22 protein-coding genes are annotated in these 25,006 nt (G+C 67.7%); 15 read left to right on the forward strand and 7 right to left on the reverse strand.

The genetic code is table 11. From position 1 onward, the window contains the following. The first annotated feature begins 43 nt into the window (after positions 1–43). Together purF and purM are read left to right on the forward strand one after the other, a co-directional pair. A complete protein-coding gene (gene purF / locus AC1DRO_RS11245; protein WP_476950858.1) occupies positions 44–1,723 on the forward strand; it encodes an amidophosphoribosyltransferase in 1,680 nt (559 codons plus the stop codon). Next, a complete protein-coding gene (purM, locus tag AC1DRO_RS11250; RefSeq protein WP_476950859.1) occupies positions 1,720–2,889 on the forward strand; it encodes a phosphoribosylformylglycinamidine cyclo-ligase in 1,170 nt (389 codons plus the stop codon). The genes purF and purM overlap by 4 nt, the downstream gene beginning before the upstream one ends. Positions 2,890–2,940: 51 nt before the next feature. Here the strand turns inward: purM and AC1DRO_RS11255 are convergent, their stop codons facing one another. Together AC1DRO_RS11255 and AC1DRO_RS11260 are read right to left on the reverse strand one after the other, a co-directional pair. Further along, positions 2,941–3,723 (reverse strand): VOC family protein, encoded by a 783-nt coding sequence (locus AC1DRO_RS11255; RefSeq protein WP_476950860.1) that lies wholly within the window; start codon positions 3,721–3,723, stop codon positions 2,941–2,943. Between the two features lie 271 nt (positions 3,724–3,994). After that, positions 3,995–4,228 carry a DUF3073 domain-containing protein gene (locus AC1DRO_RS11260; RefSeq protein WP_018774150.1) on the reverse strand — a complete coding sequence of 78 codons (234 nt, stop codon included), beginning with the start codon at positions 4,226–4,228 and terminating at the stop codon, positions 3,995–3,997. 293 nt (positions 4,229–4,521) lie between these two features. Between AC1DRO_RS11260 and AC1DRO_RS11265 the strand changes: the two genes are divergently transcribed. Beyond that, positions 4,522–5,292, forward strand: a complete 771-nt coding sequence (locus AC1DRO_RS11265; protein ID WP_476950861.1) for a septum formation family protein — start codon at positions 4,522–4,524, stop codon at positions 5,290–5,292. Between the two features lie 16 nt (positions 5,293–5,308). On the opposite strand, the gene clpB is transcribed toward AC1DRO_RS11265, so the two are convergent. Beyond that, positions 5,309–7,978, reverse strand: coding sequence for an ATP-dependent chaperone ClpB (gene clpB, locus AC1DRO_RS11270; RefSeq protein ID WP_476950862.1), 2,670 nt, complete (start codon positions 7,976–7,978; stop codon positions 5,309–5,311). Positions 7,979–8,407: 429 nt separating this feature from the next. Here clpB and AC1DRO_RS11275 point away from each other — a divergent pair, with 429 nt between their 5' ends. The 8 genes from AC1DRO_RS11275 to AC1DRO_RS11310 all read left to right on the forward strand — a co-directional run bounded on the left by AC1DRO_RS11275 (position 8,408) and on the right by AC1DRO_RS11310 (position 17,461). Then, positions 8,408–9,466, forward strand: a complete 1,059-nt coding sequence (locus AC1DRO_RS11275) for a LacI family DNA-binding transcriptional regulator (protein WP_223913413.1) — start codon at positions 8,408–8,410, stop codon at positions 9,464–9,466. Positions 9,467–9,633: 167 nt separating this feature from the next. Continuing rightward, positions 9,634–10,953: an MFS transporter gene (locus AC1DRO_RS11280; protein ID WP_476849780.1), complete on the forward strand. Its 1,320-nt coding sequence runs from the start codon at positions 9,634–9,636 to the stop codon at positions 10,951–10,953. A gap of 85 nt (positions 10,954–11,038) precedes the next feature. Further along, entirely contained in the window at positions 11,039–11,803 is a 765-nt protein-coding gene (locus AC1DRO_RS11285; protein ID WP_028275472.1) for an SDR family oxidoreductase, read from the forward strand. Positions 11,804–11,897: 94 nt separating this feature from the next. Next, complete coding sequence (gene kce, locus AC1DRO_RS11290) at positions 11,898–12,830, forward strand: 3,5-dioxohexanoate:acetyl-CoA acetone transferase (RefSeq protein WP_476950863.1); 933 nt, start codon at positions 11,898–11,900, stop codon at positions 12,828–12,830. Between the two features lie 4 nt (positions 12,831–12,834). Further along, entirely contained in the window at positions 12,835–13,860 is a 1,026-nt protein-coding gene (locus tag AC1DRO_RS11295; protein WP_476950864.1) for a glycerate kinase, read from the forward strand. Between the two features lie 652 nt (positions 13,861–14,512). Continuing rightward, positions 14,513–15,004 (forward strand): carboxymuconolactone decarboxylase family protein, encoded by a 492-nt coding sequence (locus tag AC1DRO_RS11300; RefSeq protein WP_476950865.1) that lies wholly within the window; start codon positions 14,513–14,515, stop codon positions 15,002–15,004. Between the two features lie 176 nt (positions 15,005–15,180). Beyond that, positions 15,181–16,518 carry an FAD-binding oxidoreductase gene (locus AC1DRO_RS11305; RefSeq protein ID WP_476950866.1) on the forward strand — a complete coding sequence of 446 codons (1,338 nt, stop codon included), beginning with the start codon at positions 15,181–15,183 and terminating at the stop codon, positions 16,516–16,518. A 73-nt stretch (positions 16,519–16,591) separates the two neighbouring features. Next, entirely contained in the window at positions 16,592–17,461 is an 870-nt protein-coding gene (locus AC1DRO_RS11310) for a DUF4031 domain-containing protein (RefSeq protein WP_476950867.1), read from the forward strand. A 34-nt stretch (positions 17,462–17,495) separates the two neighbouring features. Here the strand turns inward: AC1DRO_RS11310 and AC1DRO_RS11315 are convergent, their stop codons facing one another. The 3 genes from AC1DRO_RS11315 to AC1DRO_RS11325 all read right to left on the reverse strand — a co-directional run bounded on the left by AC1DRO_RS11315 (position 17,496) and on the right by AC1DRO_RS11325 (position 19,146). Next, the gene (locus tag AC1DRO_RS11315; RefSeq protein WP_476950868.1) at positions 17,496–17,969 is read right to left on the reverse strand and encodes an SRPBCC family protein; all 474 of its coding nucleotides are present in this window, start codon (positions 17,967–17,969) and stop codon (positions 17,496–17,498) included. A gap of 69 nt (positions 17,970–18,038) precedes the next feature. Further along, positions 18,039–18,452: a YccF domain-containing protein gene (locus AC1DRO_RS11320; protein WP_028275466.1), complete on the reverse strand. Its 414-nt coding sequence runs from the start codon at positions 18,450–18,452 to the stop codon at positions 18,039–18,041. Between the two features lie 142 nt (positions 18,453–18,594). Next, positions 18,595–19,146 carry a YceI family protein gene (locus tag AC1DRO_RS11325; protein ID WP_028275465.1) on the reverse strand — a complete coding sequence of 184 codons (552 nt, stop codon included), beginning with the start codon at positions 19,144–19,146 and terminating at the stop codon, positions 18,595–18,597. Positions 19,147–19,614: 468 nt separating this feature from the next. Between AC1DRO_RS11325 and AC1DRO_RS11330 the strand changes: the two genes are divergently transcribed. Continuing rightward, complete coding sequence (locus tag AC1DRO_RS11330; RefSeq protein WP_476950869.1) at positions 19,615–20,577, forward strand: metallophosphoesterase; 963 nt, start codon at positions 19,615–19,617, stop codon at positions 20,575–20,577. Positions 20,578–20,646: 69 nt separating this feature from the next. Here AC1DRO_RS11330 and AC1DRO_RS11335 read toward each other — a convergent pair whose 3' ends face one another. Beyond that, the gene (locus tag AC1DRO_RS11335) at positions 20,647–21,372 is read right to left on the reverse strand and encodes a glycoside hydrolase family 16 protein (protein ID WP_476950870.1); all 726 of its coding nucleotides are present in this window, start codon (positions 21,370–21,372) and stop codon (positions 20,647–20,649) included. A gap of 586 nt (positions 21,373–21,958) precedes the next feature. Here AC1DRO_RS11335 and AC1DRO_RS11340 point away from each other — a divergent pair. The 3 genes from AC1DRO_RS11340 (at position 21,959) to AC1DRO_RS11350 (ending at position 25,004) form a co-directional block, all read left to right on the forward strand. Continuing rightward, a complete protein-coding gene (locus AC1DRO_RS11340) occupies positions 21,959–22,810 on the forward strand; it encodes a glycosyltransferase family 2 protein (RefSeq protein ID WP_243180637.1) in 852 nt (283 codons plus the stop codon). A gap of 1 nt (position 22,811) precedes the next feature. Further along, positions 22,812–23,810, forward strand: coding sequence for a glycosyltransferase family 2 protein (locus AC1DRO_RS11345; RefSeq protein ID WP_476950871.1), 999 nt, complete (start codon positions 22,812–22,814; stop codon positions 23,808–23,810). A 93-nt stretch (positions 23,811–23,903) separates the two neighbouring features. Continuing rightward, positions 23,904–25,004 (forward strand): hypothetical protein, encoded by a 1,101-nt coding sequence (locus AC1DRO_RS11350; RefSeq protein WP_476950872.1) that lies wholly within the window; start codon positions 23,904–23,906, stop codon positions 25,002–25,004. The last annotated feature ends 2 nt before the right edge of the window (positions 25,005–25,006 follow it).

A 25,006-nucleotide genomic window follows, 5' to 3' on the forward strand; every position in this document is an offset into this window, starting at 1 on the left:
GCCGCCGGAAAAGTCTTAGCGCACATCGTGAGATAATCGACCAGTGGCACGCGGCGATGGAAAACTTTCTCATGATCTTCTCCCAGGCGAAAAAGGCCCTCAGGACGCATGCGGCGTCTTTGGGGTCTGGGCACCCGGTGAAGAAGTAGCAAAACTCACCTACTACGGGCTGTATGCACTGCAGCACCGCGGTCAGGAGTCGGCTGGCATAGCAACCAGCGACGGCAAGCGGATCAACGTCTACAAGGACATGGGCCTCGTTTCCCAGGTCTTCGACGAGACCACGCTGAACACCCTGACCGGGCACCTGGCCGTCGGCCACTGCCGCTATTCCACTACCGGTGCGAGCCACTGGGCCAACGCCCAGCCCACCCTGGGCGCGACGTCCACGGGCACCGTGGCCCTGGCCCACAACGGCAACCTGACCAACACGGCCGAGCTCAAGGCGATGATCGAGGACCGCAACGGCGGAAACCTCAGCGGCGAGATGAAGCAGGGCAACACCTCGGACACCGCGCTGGTGACCGCGCTCCTGGAGGGCGAAGAGGGCAAGTCCCTGGAGCAGACGGCCATGGAGCTGCTGCCCAAGATCAAGGGCGGCTTCTGCTTCGTCTTCATGGATGAGGGCACCCTCTACGCGGCCCGCGACACCTACGGGATCCGCCCGCTGTGCCTGGGCCGGCTTGAACGCGGCTGGGTGGTTGCCTCCGAGCAGTCCGCCCTCGCCACCGTCGGCGCCAGCTTCATCCGTGAAATCGAACCCGGCGAGTTCATCGCGATCGACGAGGACGGCGTCCGCTCGCAGCGCTTCGCCGAGGCGACGCCGGCCGGCTGCGTTTTCGAATACGTCTACCTCGCCCGCCCGGACGCCTCCATTGCGGGCCGCTCGGTGTACGAATCCCGCGTCGAAATGGGCCGCCAACTGGCCCGCGAAAACACCCAGGAAGCGGACATCGTCATCCCCGTACCGGAATCCGGCACGCCCGCGGCGGTCGGCTACGCCGAGGAATCCGGCATCCCCTTCGCGCACGGCTTCGTCAAGAACTCCTACGTGGGCCGCACGTTCATCCAGCCCTCGCAGACGCTGCGCCAGCTCGGCATCCGGCTCAAGCTCAACGCCCTAGAATCCGTGATCCGCGGCAAGCGTGTTGTGGTGGTGGACGACTCGATCGTCCGAGGCAACACCCAGCGCGCCATCGTGCGGATGCTCCGGGAGGCGGGCGCCGCAAGCGTCCACATCAAGATTTCCTCCCCGCCGGTCAAGTGGCCCTGCTTCTATGGCATCGACTTCGCCTCCCGGGCGGAACTGATCGCCAACGGCGCCACCATCGACGAGATCACCCAGGCCATCGGCGCCGACTCGCTCGCCTACATTTCCGAAGACGGCATGATCGACGCCACCCGCCAGCCGCGCGAGCGTCTCTGCACCGCCTGCTTCACCGGCAAGTACCCGATCGAGCTGCCCGGCGCGGACAAGCTCGGCAAGAACCTGCTCGAACGCACCGACCTCGGCGGCCTCCCGCCCGCCGCCGGCACGGCTGCTTCCGGCGCGGCGCCCGCGGCCTCCGCAGCGTCCGACGCCGAACCCGGCACGTCGATCTCCGACGATCCGGCCGAGAAGGCCGGCGCCACCGGCTGCGATCCGGGGCCGGACTCCGAATTCGAAGAACTGCTCACCGATGCCGACCGCGTCACCACAGCCGACAAGAAAGAGCCAGTATGACTTCCGCCTCCCCGGCCGCTGACATGAACGCCGCCCAGAACGCCGGCATCACCTACGCCTCCGCCGGCGTCGACGTCGAAGCGGGAGACCGCGCCGTCGAACTCATGAAGGACGCCGTCAAGGCAACCCACAACGCCTCGGTGATCGGCGGCGTCGGCGGGTTCGCGGGCCTCTACGACGTCTCCCGGCTGCTGACCTACAGGCGCCCGCTGCTGGCCACCTCCACGGACGGCGTCGGCACCAAGGTGGCAATCGCCCAGGCCATGGACATCCACGACACCATCGGCTACGACCTCGTCGGCATGGTGGTGGACGACATCGTCGTCGTGGGCGCAGAACCGCTGTACATGACCGACTACATCGCCTGCGGCAAGGTGGTCCCGGAGCGCATCGCCGACATCGTCCGCGGCATCGCGGCCGCCTGCTCGGTCGCCGGCACCGCCCTGGTGGGCGGCGAAACCGCCGAACACCCCGGCCTGCTCGGGGAGCACGAGTACGACGTCGCCGGGGCCGCCACCGGCGTCGTCGAGGCCGACCAGCTGCTCGGCCCGGACCGCGTCCGCGCCGGCGACGTGGTGATCGGCATGGCCTCCTCCGGCCTGCACTCCAACGGCTACTCCTTGGTCCGCCGCGTCATCAACCACGCCGGCTGGGCCCTGGACCGCCAGGTCTCCGAGCTCGGCCGCACCCTGGGCGAGGAGCTCCTCGAGCCCACCCGCGTCTACGCCGCGGACTGCCTGGACCTCGCCCGCACCTTCCCGGTGAACGGCTCCGCGGGCGGCAAGGCCGTCCACGGCTTCAGCCACGTGACCGGCGGCGGCCTCGCAGCCAACCTCGCCCGCGTCCTCCCGCAGGGCCTGCTGGCCACCGTCGACCGCTCCACCTGGGAGCTCCCGGCCATCTTCAAGCTGGTTTCCGAGCTCGGCAACGTCCCGCTGGCCGACCTCGAGCGCACCCTGAACCTGGGCGTGGGCATGGTCGCCATTGTTTCGCCGGAAGCGGCCGACGCGGCCGTGAACCGGCTCAACGACCGCGGCCTGCCGTCCTGGATCATGGGCACCGTCGAGCAGAACTCGGATGCGGTCCTCAAAACCGGCCCGAATTACGTCCAGGGCGCCAAGGGCGTCGACGGCGGCGCCGTCCGGCTGGTCAACGCCTACGCCTAAACGGGCCCGACCCACGTCGAGTGCTCCCGCACTCGACGTGTTTTATCGGTCCTAGACCTCGAGCAGGCTGAAGACGCCGCCCTGGGGATCCTTGAGGGTGGCGATGGTGCCGGCTTCCTCGATCTCGTCCGGTTCGATCAGCACGACGCCGCCCGCGGCCACCGCAGCCTGCACCGCCGCCGCGACGTCGGAGACGCCGAAGTAGACCTGCCACCCCGGCTCGAGCGTGTCCTGCGCGTCGCCGGGGACCCGGGCGATGCCGGCCACCTCGGCGCCGCCCACCATGAGCGTGGTGTAGGTGCCGCCGTCGTCCTGGGGGTATTCGGTGACGTCGTGCCCGAAGAGCTGTTGGAAGAAGCCGACGGCGGCCTGCGGCTCCGGCGTGAGCAGTTCGGCCCAGGCCAAGGTGCCCGCCTCCTGGCTCCGGCCGGCCCCGATGTGGCTGCCGGCCTGCCATGCCCCGGTGGTTCCGCCGCCGGGCGGGGCGAAGAAGACCATGACGCCGGTGTCACCGATCTCCTCGGGGCCGAATTCAAGGTGCCCGGGGGAATGGGCCAGTTCGGTGGCCAGGTCCCGCGCGTCGTCGACCGCGAAGTACACGTTCCACCGGCCCGGTTCGGCCGCGGCTTCCTGCCGGGGGTTCTGCGGCGCGAGCACGGTAACCAGGTCGTCGCCCAGGAAGGCTTTCGCGTAGCTGCGTCCGTCCGGAGTGGGCAGGTCTTCAAACCGCCAGCCGAAGACCTCCGAGTAAAAGGCCTTCGCCGTCTCCACGTCGGGGGTCTGGAGGTCCGTCCAGCAGAGCTCGCCCTCGGCGAATCCTTTGCGCATGGTCATGGCAGTCCTTCCGGGGCATCGGTGTGGCGTCCGGGAAAATCCGGCACGAACAACCTAGCCCGGCGCCCCGCCGGTGACAACTGCGCCGGCTCATCCGCGGCGCAGCGCGGGCCAGCCAGCCAGCCGGCCGGCCCGGATAGGGACGGCTGCGGGCACAAGAAAGGCCGCCGGCCACGCCTGTTACAGGTGTGGCCGGCGGCCCGAAAATCTTTGGCTGGCACCGCGGTGCCGGATGGATCCCCCAGAGAAAACTGCCGGAAGGAAGCGCCGACTAACCTATGCGACGGGAATCAACCTCGTCGTCGTCGTCTTCCACATCGTCCGCGTACTTATCCACATACGCTGAATAATCCGGTTCAACCGGGTCATCCGCGAAGTGGCTCGTGGCACGACTTCCCGGGCCCGTGAGCTCGCGCTGAAGGGCCGAATAGTCAGTGTTCGGGGAGTAGTACTTGATGTCCCGAGCCTGCTTGGTAGCTTTTGCCTTTTGACGGCCGCGCCCCATGGCGTGACCCCCTTTTGTACTTGGACCGGAGGTGGTCACCTTTTGGCGATCGGTGAGGCCCCGGAATGTTTGGTCAATTTGTCGTACACCTAGATTACATGCTTTCGGCGCCAACTGCTCGCCGGCCCGCCCCCTGTGGACAGTGTGGCGCCTCCCGCAACGGCGGGCGCTGCCACTGGCGCATGCGCGGTGCCGCGCATCTTCGATAGAGTTTCGTGATGTGCGCCCAGAAAAGGGCCGCTACGCCGGGCTTCCAGCCTCGGCAAAGACGCACGGAAGTGGTGAATTTCTCAGTGACCGAAGAGAATCCAAGGAACGACGCCGGGACTATCCCGCCGCCGCCCTCGAGGCCGCCGACGTCCGCCCTGCCCGTCATCACAGCCGACCGTGGGCGGCCCACGAATCCTGCGGCGGCACCCGTAGCGGCGAAACCCGCGCGCCCGGTCCTTGCCGGCACCGCGTTCGCCGGCGCCAGGAAAGCGCTCTCACGCACCAAGAAGGCTCTCTCACGGCGGGCACGCCCCCTGGTCCGCCGGATCCGCCGGCAGGGGCCAAAGCGGCTCGGCGTGGCCGCGGCCGTCCTCGTGGTGCTTGCGCTTCTGGTCTGGTGGGCTGTGGCCGCATTTGCCGGCAGCGGCCAGGCCTCCCCGGAAAACGACAGCCCGGCCCCCGCCGCTTCGTCGGCGTCCGCCCCCGCCAGCCGCGGGGCGTTGCCACTGGAAGGCGTCAGCCCCCTGGACTTCCAGCTGCGGGACTGCTTCAAGGACTTCGACCCGGATGCGCAACAGTCCACCGTCGTGGACTGCGCCACCGGCCACTCGGCGCAGTTGGTCGCCGTGGAAAAATACGGGCCAGATGACTCGTACCCGGGCCGGGACCAGCTCAAGCAGAAGGCACGCGATGCCTGCAAGGCGGCTCCGCTCACGGCAAAGGCCGGCGACTACGACCTGAGCTACAAGCTGGCCTACCCGAGCCCGCGCAGCTGGGAGATGGGCGACCGGCGGGTCGACTGCTACGCCGCGACGAACGGCGGAAACGTCATCAAGGAGTCCCTGCTTCCCTAGGCTTGCCCGGCGGCGCCTACTCCTTGCGCCGGACCGAGAGCCCGGTGCCCGTGGCCGCGCCGCCGCTGGTCAGCTCCCTGTCCCCCAGCCCGCCCATGGTGAGTTCCATCAGGTCCGGCGCGGTGTCCACCAGGACGGTGTCGCCGTCGGCGATTTCGCCGGTCAGGATGGCCTTTGCCAGCCGGTCGCCGATCTCGCGCTGCACCAGACGGCGCAGCGGCCGCGCGCCGTACGCGGGATCGAAGCCGGATACGGCCAGCCAGGCGCGGGCACCCTCGGTAACTTCGAGGTTCAGCCGGCGGCCCTTGAGCCGCTCGCCCAGCTCCTTGACCTGCAGTTCCACGATCCGGGAGAGCTCCTCCACGCTCAGCGGATCGAACAGCACGACTTCATCGAGCCGGTTGAGGAACTCCGGCTTGAAAGAAGCGTTGACCGTGGCCATGACGGCGTTCTTCTTGGCCGCGGCGTCGAGGTTGGGGTCCACGAGGAACTGGCTGCCCAGGTTCGAGGTGAGCACCAGGATCACGTTGCGGAAGTCCACGGTGCGGCCCTGCCCGTCGGTGAGCCGGCCGTCGTCGAGTACCTGCAGGAGGATGTCGAAGACCTCCGGGTGGGCCTTTTCCACTTCGTCGAGCAGCAGCACGGAGTACGGGCGCCGCCGCACGGCCTCGGTAAGCTGGCCGCCCTCCTCGTAGCCGACGTACCCGGGAGGCGCCCCGACGAGCCGGGCGACGGAGTGCTTCTCCGAATATTCGGACATGTCGATCCGCACCATCGCGCGCTCGTCGTCGAACAGGAAGTCCGCGAGGGACTTGGCGAGTTCGGTCTTGCCGACGCCGGTGGGGCCGAGGAACAGGAAGGAGCCGGTGGGCCGGTTGGGGTCGCTGATCCCGGCGCGGGCGCGGCGCACGGCGTCGGAGACCACGGCGACGGCTTTCGTCTGGCCGATCAGCCGCTCGCCCAGCACGTGCTCCATGTTCAGCAGCTTCTGGCTTTCGCCCTGGAGCATGCGCCCCGCGGGGATGCCGGTCCAGGCCGAAATCACCTCGGCGATGTCGTCGGCGGTGACCTCGTCGGCCACCATGAGATCCTGCTTGGCCCCGCCGCCGGCCACCCGGGCCGACTCCGCTTCGGCGGCCACATTGAGTTCCCGCTCAAGGGCAGGAATATCGCCATACTCGATCCTCGACGCGGTCTCCCAATCGCTTTCGCGCTGGGCCTTTTGCGCTGCCGAGCGGAGTTCGTCCAGCTTGGCCTTCAGGTCTCCCACTCTGTTGAGGCCGGCCTTCTCGGCTTCCCAGCGGGCGTTCAGCGCGGCCAGTTCTTCATTCTTGTCCGCCTTGTCCGCGCGGAGTGTAGCCAGCCGCTCCACGGAGGCAGGGTCCTTCTCTTTTGCGAGGGCTAACTCCTCCATGGTCAGGCGGTCCACGGAGCGGCGCAGCTGGTCAATCTCCTCCGGGTAGGAATCGATCTCCATGCGCAGCCGGGACGCGGCCTCGTCCACGAGGTCGATCGCCTTGTCCGGCAGCTGCCGGCCGGAGATGTACCGATTGGAGAGCGTGGCGGCGGCAACCAGGGCGGAGTCGGCGATGGCAACCTTGTGGTGCGCCTCGTAGCGCTCCTTGAGACCGCGCAAAATGCCGATGGTGTCCTCCACGCTGGGCTCCCCGACAAAGACCTGCTGGAAGCGGCGTTCCAGGGCGGGGTCCTTCTCGATGTTCTCCCGGTACTCGTCCAGCGTGGTCGCACCGATGAGGCGCAACTCGCCGCGGGCCAGCATGGGCTTGAGCATGTTGCCGGCATCCATGGAGCTGTCCCCGGTGGCGCCGGCACCCACCACCGTGTGGAGCTCGTCAATGAACGTGACGATCTGCCCCTCAGAGTTCTTGATCTCTTCCAGGACAGCCTTGAGCCGCTCCTCGAATTCGCCGCGGTACTTCGCCCCGGCCACCATCGAGGCGAGGTCCAGGGCGATCAGCGTCTTGCCGCGCAGGCTTTCGGGGACGTCGCCCGCCACGATCCGCTGGGCAAGTCCTTCGACGACGGCGGTCTTGCCCACGCCGGGCTCGCCGATGATGACGGGGTTGTTCTTGGTGCGGCGGCTCAGGACCTGGATGATCCGCCGGATTTCGGCATCGCGGCCAATCACAGGGTCCAGCTTGCCCGAGCGGGCAATCGCAGTCAGGTCGGTGCCGTACTTCTCCAGCGCCTGGAAGGAGTTTTCGGGGTCAGCGTTGTCCACCTTGCGGCCGCCTCGGAAGCCCGGCAGGGCGGCCAGCAGTGCCTCGTGCGAGGCGCCGGCCTCGCGCAGAAGCCTCCCGACGCCGTCGCTCCCGGCCGCAAGCCCCAGCAGCAGGATTTCTGCGGAGACAAAGGTGTCGCCAAGGCGCTCGGCCTCGTTCTGGGCATTCTTGATCGCCTGCAGCCCTGCCCGGGACAACTGCGCCTGCTGCACGCTGCTCCCGGAGGTCGACGGAAGGGCCTTGATGGCGGTGCTCGCCTGGACACTGACGGCGTCCGGGTCGGCGCCGGTGGCGCGGAGCAGCGCGACGGCGACGCCCTCCCGCTGGTCCATGAGGGCCTTGAGCAAGTGAGCGGGCTCGAGCTGCGGGTTGCCCGCAGTCGAGGCGTTCATGGAGGCCGCAGCGAGGGCCTCCTGGCTCTTGGTGGTGAATTTGGCGTCCAACGAGGGCTCCTTCCGGAATGGTCCTGATATCAAAGTTGAGTCTACATCGCTCAAGTTTGAAATGAGGGAGGCTGGCTCCATGTTTGCCGACAGCGAAACGCCTGTCTAGGGCCGGCCGCCCGCGGCCACCCGGACGCCCCCGCAGCACACCCTCGCGCGCCCCCGCCGCGGGACATGCCCTCCAGCGCGCCCGAAGAGTGGACATAGCCCCACCATGCCCAGCGCCCGGGTCCACGGCTGGACATGTCCCCCCGGCTCGGGCACGAACATTGGGCATGTCCCCTCGGGCCGGGCGTGAACAATGAGCATGCCCGGCGGCCCTTAGCCTGCGCGGCCCGCGTGAATGACTTAACGTTGCTTAACGATCGGCGGGCTCCTTACTGTAACTGGGGTCACAGCAAAACGAACCGACGCGAAGGAGGGCCGGACATGCACGAACACGCCATAAGCGCCACCGTCGACGGCCCCGTACCGCCGGTTTCGGCCGCTGCCGTGGCCCGCGCTGCAGGGGTTTCCTCGGCTGCGGTTTCCTACGTCCTCAACGGCAAAGGCGGCGTCTCGCCCGAGACCCGGCGCCACATCATCCACGTGGCGAACGAGCTCGGCTTCAGGCCCCGTAAGCCGTCGCAGTCAACCGACCCGCAGCGGACCCGGGTCATCGGGCTGATCCTGCCGAACATCATCAATCCGATGTTTCCGCGCTGGGCGCAGGGCGTCATTACGGCCGCGGCGGAGTCCGGCTACGAAGTGTTCGTCGCCACTACCCAGGACGATCCGGAGGTGCTCGCCCAGGTCACCTCGACACTCGCGCACCGCAACGTCGATGGCATCATCCTGGCCGCCTCGCTCCGGGACGACGCCACCGCGCTCCGCACGCTGAGGGCGGCCCGCATCCCCTACGTGTGCCTGTCCCGCAGGGCGGACTTCCTCGACTCGGATTTCGTCGGGATCGACGACGACGCGGCAGCCACCACGCTGATGCAGCACATGCTCAGCCACGGCTTCACCGAAATCGCCACAGTGATCGGCCCCCGGTTCTCAACGGCCTCCCTGGCCCGCGAACAGGCGTTTGTCCGCACAGCCGCCGCGGCGGGCATCACGATCAGCGGTGACCGGAAGATCAGCACCAGGGTCAACAACGAGGGCGGCCGGCTGGCGGCGGAGCGGCTCTTCTCGGCCGGAACGCCGCCGCAGGCCGTGGTCTGCGGCAGCGACGAGCTTGCCATCGGCGTCATGGAATACGCGTTGTCGCGCGGCCTGCGCATCCCGGACGACGTCGCCGTCGCCGGCTGTGACGGGCTGCCGCACAGCCGCTCCGGGCTGATCAACCTGACCAGCATTGTCCAACCGCAGCAGGAAATGGCCAACGAGGCGTTCGCCATGCTGCTCAAACGCATCGATTCCCCGTCCGCCACCTACACCTCGAAAGTGTGCCGGCACCGCCTGCACGTCGGGCGGACGTGCGGCTGCACGCCCCCTGACAGCTGAGGCCGCGCCACACGCGGGCCGGCCCGTCCGCGGCCAGCCCTACCCGTTCCCGCGACTCTGACGAACCACGCGCCGCGCGCACCGCCGCGGCCGCCTACCTCCCGTATGCCCTTTCCGCATGCCCGCCCTGACCACCTATCCCCCCAACGAGCCAAGGACCCCGACCCATGTCAGTTGTATCCGCAACAAAGAAGATGCGCACGCCACAGGAAATCAATGGCGTGATCTTACGCCGCGTCATGCCGCTGCTGATCGGCGCCTACATCATGGCCTTCCTGGACCGCACCAACATCGGTATGGCCAAGGACCGGCTGGAGATCGACCTCGGCATCTCGGCCACCGCGTACGGCATCGGCGCCGGGCTGTTCTTCCTGACCTACGCCCTGTCCGAAATCCCGTCCAACCTGATCATGCACAAGGTCGGCGCCCGGTTCTGGATCATGCGGATCATGATCACCTGGGGCATCATCTCCGCCGGCATGGCCTTCGTCCAGGGCGAATGGTCCTTCTACATCATGCGGATGCTGCTAGGCGTGGCCGAGGCCGGACTCTTCCCGGGCGTCATGTACTTCCTGACGCAATGGTTCGTGGTCAAGGACCGCGCCAAGGCCAACGGAATGTTCCTGCTCGGCGTCTCCATCGCCAACATTGTCGGGGCCCCGCTGGGCGGGCTGCTTCTGACCTTTGACGGGCTCGGCGGCCTGCACGGCTGGCAGTGGATGTTCCTCGTCGAAGGACTCCCGGCCTGCGTCCTCGCCTACGTCGTCTGGAAGAAGCTCCCGGACCGCCCCAGCATGGCGACGTTCCTCACCGCCGAGGAAGCCGCCGATCTCGAGGCCCGCATCGCCGCCGAGGAGACCGCCGGCGCCGCGGCCTCCGGCAACCACCTGCTCCGCGATGTTCTCAAGGACAAGCAGATCCTCCTCGTCGTCGGCGTCTACTTCACCCACCAGATCGCCGTCTACGCCCTGTCCTACTTCCTGCCCTCCATCATCGGCACGTACGGCAAGCTCAGCCCGCTGCAGATCGGCCTGCTGACGGCCATCCCGTGGATCTTCTCCGCGGCGGGCGCCCTGCTGGTCCCCCGTTTCGCCACCGACGGCCGCCGCTCCCGGATGCTGGTCACCGGCACCATGACCGGCATCGTCGCCGGCTTCGCCCTCGGCGCCGTCGGCGGGCCGCTGCTGGGCATGATCGGCTTCTGCCTCGCCGCCTTCAATTTCTTCGCCCTGCAGCCGATCCTCTTCACCTACCCGGCCACCCGCCTCAGCGGCGCCGCCCTCGCCGGCGGCATCGCCTTCGTCAACACCATCGGCCTCTGCGGCGGCTTCCTGGGCCCCTACGTCATGGGCTTCATGCAGGACGCCACCGGCTCCAAGCTCTCCGGCCTGTGGTTCATCGTGGGCATGTGCGTCATCGGCGCGCTGCTGTCCCTGCTGCTCAAGCGCGGCACGGAGAAGCCCGCGATTGTTCCGGCCGCCCACTGACGCACTGCTCCCACCGCCCGTTCCGGACGCGCCCCGCCGCGCGTTCGGAGCGGGTCCGCAAGCCATCTCACTGCAAGGACTACTCATGGATTTCACCGCCAAGCGCATCCTCGTCACGGCCGGAGCCAACGGCATCGGCCTGGCCATCGCCAGCAAGTTCCGGGAACTCGGCGCCACCGTCTTCGTCACCGACATCGACCCCGACGCCGTCGACAAGGCCCGCGTCAACGGGCTCCTCGCCGCGGTCAGCGACGTCTCGGACGAGGGCCAGGTCCGCGAACTCATGGACACCGTCCGGGTCGAAATGGGCGGCCTCGACGTCCTCGTCAACAACGCCGGCATCGCCGGGCCCACCGGGCCCCTGGAATCCCTCGACGCCGCGGCGTGGAAGGCAACCTTCGACGTCAACATCCATGGTCAGTTCTTCTGCATCAAGCATGCCCTGCCCCTGCTGCGCGAGGGCAGCGGCGCCTCTATCGTGAACCTGTCCTCGGCCGCCGGGCGGCTGGGCATGGCCGGCCGCAGCGCCTATTCGGCGTCGAAGTGGGCCGTCGTCGGGCTGACCAAAACCCTCGCGATCGAACTTGGCCCGGACGGCATCCGCGTCAACGCCATCTGCCCCGGCGCCGTCAACGGCCCACGCATCGACTCCGTCATCGCCGCCAAAGCCCGGATGCTCGAGCTGCCGGCGGACGAGGTGTCCGCGCTGTACCACAACCAGTCCTCGCTGGGTCGGCTGATCGAGGCCGAGGACATCGCCAACATGGCCGCCTTCGTGGCCAGCGATATGGCCCGCAACGTCAACGGCCAGGCTCTCGCCGTGGACGGCAACACCGAAAAGCTCTACTGACCTGAACTGAACTGCCTGGGGAGCCGGTCCGCCCCAGCCCGCCGCCCGCCCCGCCCCCACACTGCCCCGCCCTGCCCACCAAGGAGATATTCCCATGGCTGCTGCCCGCAAGGTCATCATCACCAGCGCCGTCACCGGCGCCATCCACACACCGTCCATGTCCCCGCACCTGCCCGTCTCCCCCGAGGAGATCGCCGACGCCGCGATCGGCGCCGCCGAGGCAGGCGCCGCGATCGTGCACATGCACGCCCGCGACCCCAGAGACGGCCGCCCCTCCCAGGACCCCGAGCACTTCGCCCCGATCCTGGACAAGCTCAAGCGCAACACCGACGCCGTCATCAACATCACCACGGGCGGCTCGCCGCACATGAGCGTCGAGGAGCGGATGCAGCCGGCGGCGCTGTTCAAGCCGGAGCTTGCCTCCCTCAACATGGGCTCAATGAACTTCGGGCTGTACCCGATGCTGGACCGCTTCACCGAGTTCGGCCACGACTGGGAGCGCGAAGGGCTCGAAAAGAGCCGCGACCTCGTCTTCAAGAACACCTTCCAGGACATCGAGACCATCCTGGGCATCGGCAACCAGAACGGCACCCGCTTCGAGTTCGAGTGCTACGACATCTCGCACCTGAACAACCTCGCGCACTTCCACGGCCGCGGGCTGGCCAGGGGCCCGCTGTTCGTCCAGTCGGTCTTCGGCCTGCTCGGCGGCATCGGCGCGCACCCCGAGGACCTCATGCACATGCGCCGCACGGCGGACCGCCTGCTCGGCGAGGACTACGAGTGGTCCATCCTGGGCGCCGGCAAGAACCAGATGCCGCTCGCCACGATCGGCGCCGCCATGGGCTCCCACGTCCGGGTGGGCCTGGAGGATTCCCTGTGGATCGGTCCCGGCCAGCTCGCCGCGTCCAACGCCGAACAGGTCACCAGGATCCGCACCATCCTGGAAGCCCTCAACTTTGAGGTCGCCACCCCCGACGAGGCGCGGCAGATGCTGCAGCTCAAGGGCCGGGAAAACGTAGGGTTCTGAGCCGATGAGCATCCTGGTGGCCCCGGACAGTTTCAAGGGCACCTTCACGGCGGCCGAGGTGGCCGGGCACATCGCGGCTGGCATCCGCTCGGCCGGCGCGGCGGCACGCGAGCTGCCCGTGGCCGACGGCGGCGAGGGCACCACCGATGCCCTGGCCCGCGGTCTGGACGCCCGGCCCGTCCTTCTCACCACGGTCGGGCCGTGGGGCGAACCCGTCGAGGCAGCGGTCGGGCTCACCGCCGACGGGACCGCCGTCGTCGAACTGGCCGTCGCGAGCGGCCTCAACCTGCCGTCCGCCGGCGGTCGTGACCCGCTGACGGCGAGCACGTACGGCACCGGCGTCCTGATCGCGGAGGCCGCCCGGCACGGCGCACGCCGCATCGTGGTGGCGGCAGGGGGCTCGGCCACCACCGACGGCGGGGCCGGCGCCATCGCCGGGATCGAGGAACGCGGCGGGCTCCGCGGCGCCGAACTGGTGATCCTGAGTGATGTCACGACGCGTTTCTCCGACGCCGCACGCGTGTTCGCGCCGCAGAAGGGAGCCGGGCCGGCCGCGGTTGAGCTGCTGACACACAGACTCGAGCTGCTCGCGGCGGAGTTCGCCCGGGACTACGGCCGCGATCCCCGCTTGGTGGACCGGACCGGCGCGGCGGGTGGCTTCTCCGGCGGAATGTGGGCCCGTTACGGCGCCCGCCTGGTGTCAGGGGCGGACTATGTCCTGGATTTGCTGGGCTTCGACGCGCAGCTGGTTGCCAGCAGCGCGGTGGTGGTCGGCGAGGGCCGGCTGGATTCCCAGACCGGCCAGGGGAAGATCGTCGGTGCCATCCTGGCCCGTGCCGGCACCACTCCGGTGTACGCGGTGGTGGGATCGGTGGATGCGGACCTCGGCGACTACGCAGACAGCTTTGCCCGCATCATCGTGGCCGGAGATCCGGCAGCCATGCAGGCGGCGGGGGCGGAACTGGCCCGTGCGGCTGCGGCGGCTTCCCATGCTGCTGGTGCTGCTCCTGCTGCTCCTGCTCACCTGTGAGTCCGCGGGACATGTCCTCTGCTGCCCCGTGCCAGTGGACATACTCCCTTTATGTCCATCCCCGGGCCCGAATACTGGACATGTCCCCCGCAGCCGGACGTGACCATGGGACATGCCCTCCCTCGTCTCCGCAAAATTGCCCAAAAGCTGGACATGCCCATCCCGCCACGTGTGACCACCGGGCATGCCCTCCGCTGCCCTCTGCCAGTGGACATAGGCCCGTTGTGCTCATCCCCGGACCTGAAGACTGGACATGTCCCCCGCTGCCGGACGTGACCACTGGACATGTCCTCCCGCAGCCGCACGATTGGCTGGAAACTGGACATGTCCCCAAGCGGGAACTGGTGAAAACCAACTCGTGAAGCCCGGCCTAGCGGAGCTCGGTGGCGCGAAGCCTGGACCGGCTCGGATGGCACGGCTCAGAAGGAGTGGCCGGGTTAGTGAGGCCCAGTTAAGGTGACCCGGCTCGTGAGGCCGGCTCGAAAGTAGCTGCCCGAAAGTCCGGGCTCAGGAGGAGCGGTCCGGCGGCCGGGTCCCCCAAGGAGCCGGCCGCCGAACCAAACACTCCCACCCCCAAAGCTTGTCACAGGTTTGACAAAATTGTCACACGCCGCTCCGGGCCGTGCCGAGGCCCGTCGGTATTGTGGAATCCATGAATGACACGACGGCACCGCAGGATCCCGGGCACCGGAGCATATTCCTTGACAAGACGCACCCCGCTGCCTGGCGCGCACTCAACGGGCTGGGCCTGAAAGCCAAGGAAGCCGCCACCGAGGCCGGGCTGGACGACACACTCATCGAGTTGCTCAATGTCCGCATTTCGCAGATCAACGGCTGCGCCTTCTGCCTGGACATGCACGTGGGCGATGCCGTCAAGAACGGCGAGTCGGCCCAGCGCCTGGCCGTCCTCCCCGCATGGCGAGACACCACTCTGTTCTCCGAAAAGGAACGTGCAGCCCTGACGCTGGCCGAGGCCATCACCACCATCTCTGACGCCTATACCCGCGACCACGAAGGCGCACAGGCCAGGCGGCACCTGACGGCCGAAGAATTTTCCGCCGTCAGCTGGCTGGCGATTACGATGAACGCGTTCAACCGGGTTTCCATCGTCAGCCAGCACCCGGTCCGCGGCGCCCGCGGCTAACCCACCGTCCACTCCCGCCAGCCGCCGGTACCAGAACACCCGGTCGGCGGACAGGTGTCCGCGGCTAACGCGCCGGCGGTGCGTGGACGGCCAAGCAATGAGCCGTAGCCACAACTGGCGTGCAGTCGTAAGCTCGAAAAGTGGGGCGGAGCCGCGGTCACCGAGGGAGCACTGCCATGAGGTGGGTCAGGCCGGGTCACCCGGAGTACGACGAAACACGAAGACTCTTCAACGCGATGATCGACCGCCATCCGGCCGTCATTGCCCCGTGCGCCAACCCGGAAGGGGTGGCGGAGGCGTTGGCGTACGCGCGGACACACGGCTTCGAAGTCGCCGTCCGGGCCGGCGGCCATTCCGTAGCCGGCATGTCCATGAACGACGGCGGCCTCGTGATCGACGTTCGTCCGATGAAATCCGTGCGGGTGGACCCGGAGGCCCGCACTGCCACGGTGGGCGCGGGCCTTACCTGCGGCGAGTTTGACCGAGCCACCCAGGAGTACGGCCTCGCCATCACGGGCGGGCGGGTCTCCACGACCGGGCTCGCGGGTTTCACGCTCGGGGGTGGGTCCGGCTGGCTCGAGCGCGCCTTCGGCTTCGCCTGCGACGACCTCGTCTCCGTGGATCTGGTCACCGCCACCGGCGAGCAGGTGACGGCCAGCGCCCAGGAGAATCCCGAACTCTTCTGGGCCCTGCACGGCGGCGGCGGGAACTTCGGCGTCGCCACCTCGTTTACGTTCGGCCTACATCAGCTGGGGCCAAGCGTGCATGCCGGGGTGCTGATGTGGCCCGGGGACGCAGCCCCGGAACTCAGCCGCGGATACCGGGATCTGGCCTCCGCGGCTCCCAACGAAGAGTCCGCCACCCTCATCTACGGGATTGCACCGGCGGAACCCTTCGTGCCCGCGGCCATGGTGGGCAAGATGGCGGTGTACGTCGTGTATGTCTTCGCCGGGGATGCCGGGGAAGGCAAAGAACATGCCAAGGCATACCGGGAACTGGGCCCTGTTGTGGACCTGGTGGAAGATACCGGCTACGCGGACTTCCAGTGCTCCCTGGACGACCCGCCGGGCAAGTACAACTACTGGAGCGCGGACTATCACGACGATCTCTCCGACGACGCCCTGGACGTCATCATCGACTCGGCCCGGAACCTCCCGGGACCAAGCTCCCAGCAACTGATCGCCCATTGGGGCGGGGCGGTGAACGGGCCGGCCGCCGCGGCCACCCCGCTGCTGAACCGGACCGCCAACTGGGTGAGTCACCCGTTCGGCCTGGGCGACACCCCGCAGGGCGGGCAGGACGCGAAGGCATGGGTCAAACGCTTCCGCAAGGACATCTCCCCCTACGCGACCGGGGGCGTCTGGCTGAACTTCATCGGCGACGAAGGCCAGGCCCGGATCCGCGCGGCCTACGGCGACGAAAACTACAACCGGCTGGCAGAAGTGAAACGCGAGTTTGATCCCGGGAACGTGTTCCGCGGCAACCAGAACATCCGACCCGCCGTCGCGGCATGACCCCGACGGCGGCGCCGGCCCGGTGCCCGCAGTCCGGGCCGCGCGTGTCCGGGGTCGGGGCTAGACTGCCACCATGGCCGTCTACGTCGATCCGCCACTCTGGCCTGCCCACGGAACCCACTTTTCCCACCTGGTCTCGGACACGTCGCTGGCGGAACTGCACGCCTTCGCCGCAGCCGCCGGCATCCCCGGGCGAGCGTTCGACGGCGACCACTACGACGTCGCCGAGGCCCGGTACGAGGCCCTGGTGGCGGCCGGCGCCATTGCTGTGGAGGGCCGGGTCCTCGTCCGAAAGCTGATCGCCAGCGGGTTGCGGATCCCGGCACGACGGCGCGGCAAGGCCCTCCGGGTCCCGCTCCTGAACCGCTGGAACGAGGCGTTGCCGGGCCACGACGCCCTCTTCCTGGACCTGCTGGACCGCTGGGGCGAGGAACACCGGAAGTACCATGGCCGCACCCATCTGCTGGCGGTGCTGGAAGCCCTGGACCTGCTGTGCGATCCGGCCGATCCGCCCCGCACCGTGCTGCTGGCCGCCTGGTTCCACGACGCCGTGTACCGCGGCGTTGCGGGCCAGGACGAGGAAGAGTCGGCGCGGCTGGCCGACGACCGGCTCAGGCATGCCGGTCTCCCGGCCGCCGAGGTGGACGAAGTGGTGCGGCTGGTGCTGCTGACGGCCGACCACTGCCCGGAGCCCGGAGACGACGACGGCGCCCTGCTCAGCGACGCCGACCTCTCCGTCCTCGGAGGGGAACCGGAGGCCTACGCCCGCTACCTCGCCGCCGTGAGGGAAGATTTCGCCCACATCGGCGACGCCGACTTCGCCGCCGGCCGCGCCGCCGTCGTCCGCCAGCTGCTGCAGCTCGATCCGCTCTTCCACACCGACCGTGGCCGGACACTGTGGCTGGACGCGGCCCGCCGGAACCTGCAGGGCGAACTCGCGTGAGCCGTGTCCCGGCCTCCCGCCGGAGGCCGGCGGCTCAGGCAGCCACGCTGAGGTGATTCGCCAGCCGGTCGAAGGACTCGCGCCACCCTTCCCCATGGCGGTCGCGGCTTTCCGCGGAGTCGAACGGCCCCTGGGTGAAGGTCATCTGCGTGCCGCCGTCGATCTCCTCCAACCGGATCGTCACCTCGGTCTCGAAGCCGCGGGTGCCGTCCGGCCTGTCCCAGGCATGGGTGAACACGAACAGGTGCGGCGGCTCGACATCGGTATGCACCCCGCTCCACCAGAATTGCTGCCCGGTACTGTCCTGGATCATGCAGGCGCGGTACAGGCCGCCAACTTCGAGGTCCGCGTCGACGCTCTCGCGCGGGACGTGGAAGCCGCGCGGACCCCACCACTGCGGAGCCTGGTCCGGGTCCGTCAGAGCCGACCACACACCCTGGATCGGCGCCCTGAACTCGCGGACAATGACCAGCATGAGGTCCGTGTCGCCGGATGCCGGTTGGCTCATGGTCCTCTCCTTCGGATTGCTTGAACTGACGGGCGAAGTGCCCCGGCCTGCTGGCTGCGCTGCCGCCGCCTAGCGCCGGCCGGGGCTGTAGGCGGTCACATACGGGGTGTTGCTCGGGATGATTTGTTTGCCGAGCGGCATCAGCGAGATGGGTATGAGCTTGAGATTGGCGATCGCCAGCGGAATGCCGATAATCGTGATGGCCATGGCGAAGGCCGTAACGACGTGTGCGATCGCGATCCAGATCCCGGCCACAAGCAGCCAGATGACATTTCCCACCAGGGTGAATATGCCGTTGCCGCCGGGCTTGTCCACCACCATTCGGCCGAACGGCCACAAGGCATAGGACGCGATGCGGAACGAGGCCAGGCCCCACGGAATGGTGACGACCAGCAGGCAGCAGACGACGCCGGCCAGGAAATATCCCAAGGCAAGCCACAGGCCGCCGAAGAGCAGCCAGATGATGTTCAAGAGTGTCTTCATGGATTAATTCTCGCCCGTAGGAGTGACATTCGGATCAGTGGTTTACCCGGAAAGATCCCTGACTTTCGCGCCCAACCCCGGACAGGTTTCCACGAGCCCGGTCCACGGGTGCCCGGCCGGGTTGGGCCCGCCTCGTCGGTGCTTAGGTATCGGCCTGTTTGACCATGGCGGCCTCAACGTTGATCTTGACCTTGTCGCTGACCAGCAGGCCGCCCGCTTCAAGGGCGGCGTTCCACGTCAGGCCGAACTCCTTCCGGCTGATGTCCGCCTCGGCACTGAATCCGGCCCGGGTGGCGCCGAAGGGGTCCACCGCTACGCCGGTGTACTCGACTTCGAGCTCCACCGGCTTGGTGACGCCACGGATTGTGAGCTCGCCGGTCAGCACATAGTCTTCCCCCTCACCCCGGATCCCGGTGGCCCGAAAAGTCATGTCGGGGAACTGCTCAACGTCGAAGAAGTCCGGGCCGCGGACGTGGCCGTCGCGGTTGGCGTCGCCCGAATCGAAGCTGGCGGTCTTGACCGTGGCGTGCAGGCTTGCGTCCGCCAGCGACTCGCGCACCCTTGCCTCGGCGGAGGCCTCGTTGAACCGGCCGCGGACCTTGCTGATGCCCGCGTGGCGGACGCTGAAACCTATTTCGCTGTGGGACATGTCCAATGTCCACACTCCGGGGGTCAAACCTTCGGGCAGAGTCACAACGGTCTCCTTCGAGCGGTGGCGGGCCTGTCCCGCCGGGGCGGTCGGGGTATTCCCCACTCTGCATGCTAACGAGGAAGCCCGTCCCGGGCTAGGTCCCACCGGCCCTGAGGCGGGACACGCGGCACGCGACACGCCAGCGGCCACGCCGGGCGGCTGCGTCGCGCGGCGGCGGCGGGATTTCCGGCGGCGGATCCAGCGGTCCGGGGCCGACGCGTTCTCTGGCCTTCGCTCCACGGGCGGGTTACTCTGGCCTATAAATGCCGGGCAATCACCGAATTTCGCAGAACTATTCACACAGTCCTGATCAACCAAATGATGTGAGGAATCGTGGCCAGGTCCCTGGGGAAACGTGGCAAGGCGGGTATCTGCGCTTGCTTGCTGAGCCTGGGTCTGTTGCTTTCCGCCTGCCAGCCCGGTCCGCCGGAACCCGCACCGCGCCCGAGCCCCGGCACACCCTCGTCCCCCGTGCCGTCGCCCCCACCGCCGTCGTCGTCTGCCGCGCCGTCGGCCGGGGGGCCCGTGCACTTCACCGCCCAGGGTGACATCGGCGTAGGCTCGGGCGCCAAGAAAGTGCTCGACGCCGTTGCCGGCCTCAATCCCCACCTGAACCTGGCCCTGGGCGACTTCGCATACAAGGCCGGGCTCGAACAGGAGTTCTGCGACATGGTCACCGCGCGTCTCGGCGAGAACTTCCCGTACCAGTTGGTGACCGGAAACCACGAGAGTGACGGCCGGGATGGCGACATCGAGAAGTATGTCCGGTGCCTGCCCAACAGGATGCCTGGCCTCCAGGGCGAATACGGCGTCCAATGGCGCCTCGATGTCCCCGAGCAGAATCCGGTTGTCCGCTTCATCATGGTTTCCCCCGGCATCGATTTCCGGGGCGGGGAGCCGCTGGACTACTCAAGGGACAGCGAACGCTGGCGCTGGACCGCGGACGCCATCGACGAGGCCAAATCGCAGAACATCCCCTGGACGGTGGTGGGCATGCATACCCCGTGCCTGAGCGTCGGCAACTACGACTGCCAGGCGGGGCAGGACTTCACGAACATGCTGATCGAAAAGCAGGTGGACCTGGTCCTGTCCGGCCACGACCACGTCTATCAGCGGACGCATCAACTGGCCACGGGCGGAGGCTGCGCGGAACTCGTTCCCGCGACCTTCGCCTCCGCATGCCTGGCCGATACCGATGACGCCATGGCCCAGGGCTCGGGGACCGTGTTCGCCACCATCGGCGTTGGCGGCGTCGGACTCTACAACGTCCGGTCCGAGGACCCGGAGATGCGCTACTTCGCCAGCACATCCGGGAGGAACCAGGACCCGGCTTTTGGGACCCTGGATGTCATGGCGACGGCGGATGAACTTGCCGCCCGGTTCATTCCCGCCGACGGCTACAGCTTCTCGGATTCCTTTACCCTCCGCCGGTAGTGATTCGCCGCCAGGAGCCGGAAGGCCGGTGACCCGCCGGCCTTCCGACTACGTCCGCTTCCTAACGCCTCAAGCCGGCACCCAGATGCTGATCCAATCCAGCAAGACGTGCCCCTGGGCCGCCGGGGCCGGACAGCCGGTGAGGCAGGACTCAGTCTGCAGGATCAGGTGCATGGGCGACGTCGGGGCCTTAGTGCTGACGCCCAGGGACCGCCCGTCAAGGAAGAACTCGACCTTCCCCGGGCTCCATTCCATCGTGGCCACATGCCACGAAGTGACGTATTGGTCGGAGTCGAGCTTCTCCCAAGCATCCTTGCCGTTCCGGTCATAGTGGACGGCGCCGTAAATAATTTTGGCCAGGTCTCCTTCGGGGAAGTCCACCTCGCCGTCCCGGGGCCAGACGCCGCTGTCCGGCCACAGTAGCCATGCCGTTTTGAACCCGGGCAGTGCATCAGCCCGGTAGCGGACCGAGTACCGGCCGTGGAGGAGGCTATTGGCACGCGGTGGATTGGAGCTGGCGTTGGGGATCTTGGGCGTCGGCGCGGCCCCCATCGAGATCCCGTTTTCCGAGTGCAGGTACCAATCCAGCGAGCCGTTGCGGACGCTAAGCACCTTGGACGGGTAGTAGCCGGACTTGCCGCCGCTGCGTTGGCCGGCAGTGTCCGGAGTCCCGTCCTTGTAGCCGGCACTCCACCGTGCGCTGTAAAGCGGGCCCGGGAATCGGCCCAGCGGGACGTCGCCAGCGGAGAAGTCCTCGACAAAAACCTGCTTCCACCCGGGCAGGTCACCCGTCATAGTCGTGTCCGTGGTCCGGACCGGAATCGGGGCCGAGCCAGGTGCGGATTGGAGTGCCGGCGGACTCTTCGTTGCCGGGGCGGCCCCTGTAGCGTCACCACCCTCCGGGACTCCCATCGGTGCCCCCGAAGCGGAGCCAGAGTCCGTGGTGCCGGCGCCCGGGGCGCCTGACGGTCCGGCCGGCGACGCCGAAATGGACGTGAACAGCGGCCGCTCGCCCCGTGGAGCGGCATCCGTGCCGCACGCCGCCAGGGCCAAGACCATGACCATGGCGGGAACCGCCATGGTCATGAGAGTCAGGAGACGCCGGCGTCCTGCCGGCACGCGCCCCCAATTAACGGGTGTCCGCATCGGGCCAGTGTCGCATGTAGGCAACCGCCCATCAACAGTTTTGCCTCAAATTTGGTTGAAAGATCCAGTTAATCCAAGGTTAATGCAAGGTGGCGAAACCAAACTTTAAGCCTGGGGTATATCACTAAGTTGTCGACAACCGAACAGCGTAAGCATTGGGTCTATTTTCCGGTCGGAGGAGTCGGAAAGCGCTGTAGTTGCGACGAGCAGAATACGTCATTGAGTGGTGAGGCCAGTGTCCATCCCGAATCTCAAGCCGAACGTGCGCCCCCAAACGACGCCCCCACCGGCAAATCCCTCGGTCAGCGTGGTGATCCCCACATTGAACGAGGCAATGAATCTGCCGTGGGTGCTGCGGCGTATGCCCTCCTATGTGGATGAGGTAGTAATTGTTGACGGCCGTTCCCTGGACGGCACAGTGGAAGTGGCCAGGGCCTTGCGCCTGGACGTCGTGGTGGTTGCAGAGCCCCGCCCTGGCAAAGGAAACGCCGTGCGGGCCGGATTCGCCGCTGCCTCCGGCGACATCATCGTCATGCTCGACGGCGACGGCAGTATGGACCCCCAGGAGATCGGCTGGCTGGTGACTCCGCTCCAGCACGAATACGACTTCGTCAAAGGCTCCCGCTATGTGACGGGCGGCGGCTCAGACGACCTCACATGGCTGCGCAGCGGCGGAAACAAGATGCTCACCCGGCTCGCCAACACTGTCCTCCACAGCGACTACTCGGACCTTTGCTACGGCTACATCGCCCTGCGCCGCGAATGCGTTGACATTCTGGAGCTGGAGTCGGACGGGTTCGAGATCGAAACTGAACTGATTGTCCGGGCCTCAAGGGCGGGCCTGCGCATTGCCGAGGTACCCAGCCACGAACTGTCACGCATCTCCGGGCAGTCAAACCTGCATACCTTCCGGGACGGCTGGCGGGTCCTCCGCACCCTCGCCCGCGAGCGCGTCAGCTGGGAAGCCCCGACCGCCGGCGCCCGCCCCGAAGCCCTGCGTCGGGTCAAATACAAATACCCCAACGAGGTCTTCCCGCACGTTCCCACCGATCCCAGCAGCGTCCTGGGCGTACGGGCAGGCGAATAGGATGTCCGAGAACTCCAGCCTTCCGGAAGTATCCGTGGTCATCTGCTCCTACTCCGAGGACCGGTGGGACCGGCTGATCGGCGCCCTGGACTCGGTCCGCACCCAGACCGTCCCGCCCAAGCAGACGATTGTCGTCGTGGACTACAACGTGGACTTGTACAAGCGCCTGATCTTTACCGTCCCGGACGCCGTAATCGTCGAGAACAGCGGACCCAAAGGTCTCTCCGGCGCGCGCAACACCGGGGCGGGCATCGCCAAGGCAGAGATCGTGGCCTTCCTCGATGACGATGCCGAAGCCGAACCGGACTGGCTCGAGCGGCTCGCGGCGATGTACGACGACCCCGACGTTCTGGCTGTCGGAGGTCGGGTGGAACCTCTCTGGGAGGCAGGACGGCCGGGCCACTTCGCCAGCGAACTCGACTGGATTGTCGGCTGCACGTACCGCGGCATGCCCAAAGTCGCCACTGAGGTCCGCAACGTCATTGGCGCGAACATGTCCTTCCGCGCCAATGTCCTGGAAAGGGTTGGCGGTTTCAACACAGCCCTGGGCCGCCAGGACGCCGTCCCGCTGGGCTGCGAAGAGACCGAACTGTGCATCCGCGCGGTGATCGGAGCTCCCGGATCCCGGGTGGTCTATGAGCCGGCGGCCCTGGTGCATCACCACGTTCCGGCCGAGCGCGGCACGCTGCGCTACATGCTGGCCCGTTCCTGGGGCGAAGGGATTTCCAAGGCGCAGGTCAGCAGGGTGGTCGGCCACAAACGGGCGCTTGGCCCCGAACGGCGCTACGTCCGGCAGGTCCTCCCACGTGCAGTGTTTGCCGGAATCCGCGGCTGGCTCGGCGGCGGGGACCGTGCCGGGCTCGGCCGGGCAGCGGCCATCATCGCCGTGCTGGCGTCCACCGCGACCGGCTACGTGCGCGGCCGCCGCCTGCCTGCGGCGCCATCGCCGGCCAAAGCGGCCGCGGTGTCGCCGGAAGAGCCGTGGCGGGAAGTCAAATGAACCGCGCAACGCCCTTCCCCGTAAACCGTCCGGGGCAGGCCCTGCACCCGGAACCACCTGACCGCAGGAACCCGACCCCAGAAAGCTTGGATCATGAGCCAACCTGAGCGCGACGTGAAACAGCCCATTGGCGCCTCTACCGGAGCCTCCTTCGATGTCCACGGGATCGTGGGCATCGACGTGGAGGCGGGAACGCCGGGGGAACCGCAACTGAGGGACATGCTCGCCCCGTTCCTGGGGATGTCCACCGCGCCGCGGCGCATCACCATCGGTGCCAAGATATCGCCGGTTTCCAGCCAGTCGCACGCGGAGGATGCCTACCGGTTCACCGGGGAGTCCCTCTATATTCCGGCGGACCGCGTCCAGATCATCGAAACGAAGGACGGCTACAGGATCGAAGGCGCCGGCGAGCTCCTGACCTCTGTGATTCCGCTGCTGGACCGGCTGTGCGTCCGGGAGGAGACGGCGATGATCCATGCCGCCGTGGTGGACTTCCGCGGCTCGGGGGTTCTCCTGCCGGCCTGGGGCGGGGTTGGAAAGACCAGTACGGTGGCGAAGCTGGTGGCCATGCCCGACGTTCGGTTCATGGCCGACGACTGGGCCTTCATGGGCGCCGGCGGAATGCTCATGGGCTATGCCAAACCGATGTTCATAAAGCCCCACCACCGCGCCATCTACCCGGACATGTTCCGGGGAACGCGCAAGCCCCTGGCCCCAGGATGGCTGACGACGCCCGTCGCCAATCTGGCAACGGCGGTCCATCCGGTCATTGTCCGCTATCCGAAAACAGCCGCGTTCACCCGGCGCTGGTCCCCCGAACACCGCATGGTGCAGCCGGAGCACGTTTTCGGGGCGCAGCGGATCTCCTCCGCGGCGCCGGCACAGCTGGCCATCTTCCTCGAGCGCTTCGACGGCGCGGACGCGCGGCTGGAGGCACGCAGCGCCGAGTGGATGACGTCCCGGGTCGTCGGCAACTTCCATTCGGAACTGCCAATGGTCTCGCGGCGCCTTGTCGAGGCCCTCGGCGCCACCAGCCTCGTCCCCCTGGAGGAGCATTTTGGCCAGAAGGCGGCCGTGGTGCGCCGGGCCCTGGAGGACGTTCCCTGCTGGCTGCTCCGGCTGCCCGCCGCCTGGTCAGCGGACCAGGCCTCTGACTTCATCGCGAATCTGGTTCGTTCAAAACTGGACGAGTGAGG

The organism is Arthrobacter sp. P4_F11 (genome assembly GCF_056401395.1).

Excerpts from the sequence above, each read along its gene's own strand:
- purM (WP_476950859.1), top strand. The coding sequence starts at position 1,720 with ATGACTTCCGCCTCCCCGGCCGCTGACATGAACGCCGCCCAGAACGCC.
- AC1DRO_RS11255 (WP_476950860.1), bottom strand. The coding sequence starts at position 3,723 with ATGACCATGCGCAAAGGATTCGCCGAGGGCGAGCTCTGCTGGACGGAC.
- AC1DRO_RS11260 (WP_018774150.1), bottom strand. The coding sequence starts at position 4,228 with ATGGGGCGCGGCCGTCAAAAGGCAAAAGCTACCAAGCAGGCTCGGGAC.
- AC1DRO_RS11275 (WP_223913413.1), top strand. The coding sequence starts at position 8,408 with ATGCACGAACACGCCATAAGCGCCACCGTCGACGGCCCCGTACCGCCG.
- AC1DRO_RS11280 (WP_476849780.1), top strand. The coding sequence starts at position 9,634 with ATGTCAGTTGTATCCGCAACAAAGAAGATGCGCACGCCACAGGAAATC.
- AC1DRO_RS11285 (WP_028275472.1), top strand. The coding sequence starts at position 11,039 with ATGGATTTCACCGCCAAGCGCATCCTCGTCACGGCCGGAGCCAACGGC.
- kce (WP_476950863.1), top strand. The coding sequence starts at position 11,898 with ATGGCTGCTGCCCGCAAGGTCATCATCACCAGCGCCGTCACCGGCGCC.
- AC1DRO_RS11295 (WP_476950864.1), top strand. The coding sequence starts at position 12,835 with ATGAGCATCCTGGTGGCCCCGGACAGTTTCAAGGGCACCTTCACGGCG.
- AC1DRO_RS11300 (WP_476950865.1), top strand. The coding sequence starts at position 14,513 with ATGAATGACACGACGGCACCGCAGGATCCCGGGCACCGGAGCATATTC.
- AC1DRO_RS11305 (WP_476950866.1), top strand. The coding sequence starts at position 15,181 with ATGAGGTGGGTCAGGCCGGGTCACCCGGAGTACGACGAAACACGAAGA.
- AC1DRO_RS11310 (WP_476950867.1), top strand. The coding sequence starts at position 16,592 with ATGGCCGTCTACGTCGATCCGCCACTCTGGCCTGCCCACGGAACCCAC.
- AC1DRO_RS11315 (WP_476950868.1), bottom strand. The coding sequence starts at position 17,969 with ATGAGCCAACCGGCATCCGGCGACACGGACCTCATGCTGGTCATTGTC.
- AC1DRO_RS11320 (WP_028275466.1), bottom strand. The coding sequence starts at position 18,452 with ATGAAGACACTCTTGAACATCATCTGGCTGCTCTTCGGCGGCCTGTGG.
- AC1DRO_RS11335 (WP_476950870.1), bottom strand. The coding sequence starts at position 21,372 with ATGACGGGTGACCTGCCCGGGTGGAAGCAGGTTTTTGTCGAGGACTTC.
- AC1DRO_RS11345 (WP_476950871.1), top strand. The coding sequence starts at position 22,812 with ATGTCCGAGAACTCCAGCCTTCCGGAAGTATCCGTGGTCATCTGCTCC.
- AC1DRO_RS11350 (WP_476950872.1), top strand. The coding sequence starts at position 23,904 with ATGAGCCAACCTGAGCGCGACGTGAAACAGCCCATTGGCGCCTCTACC.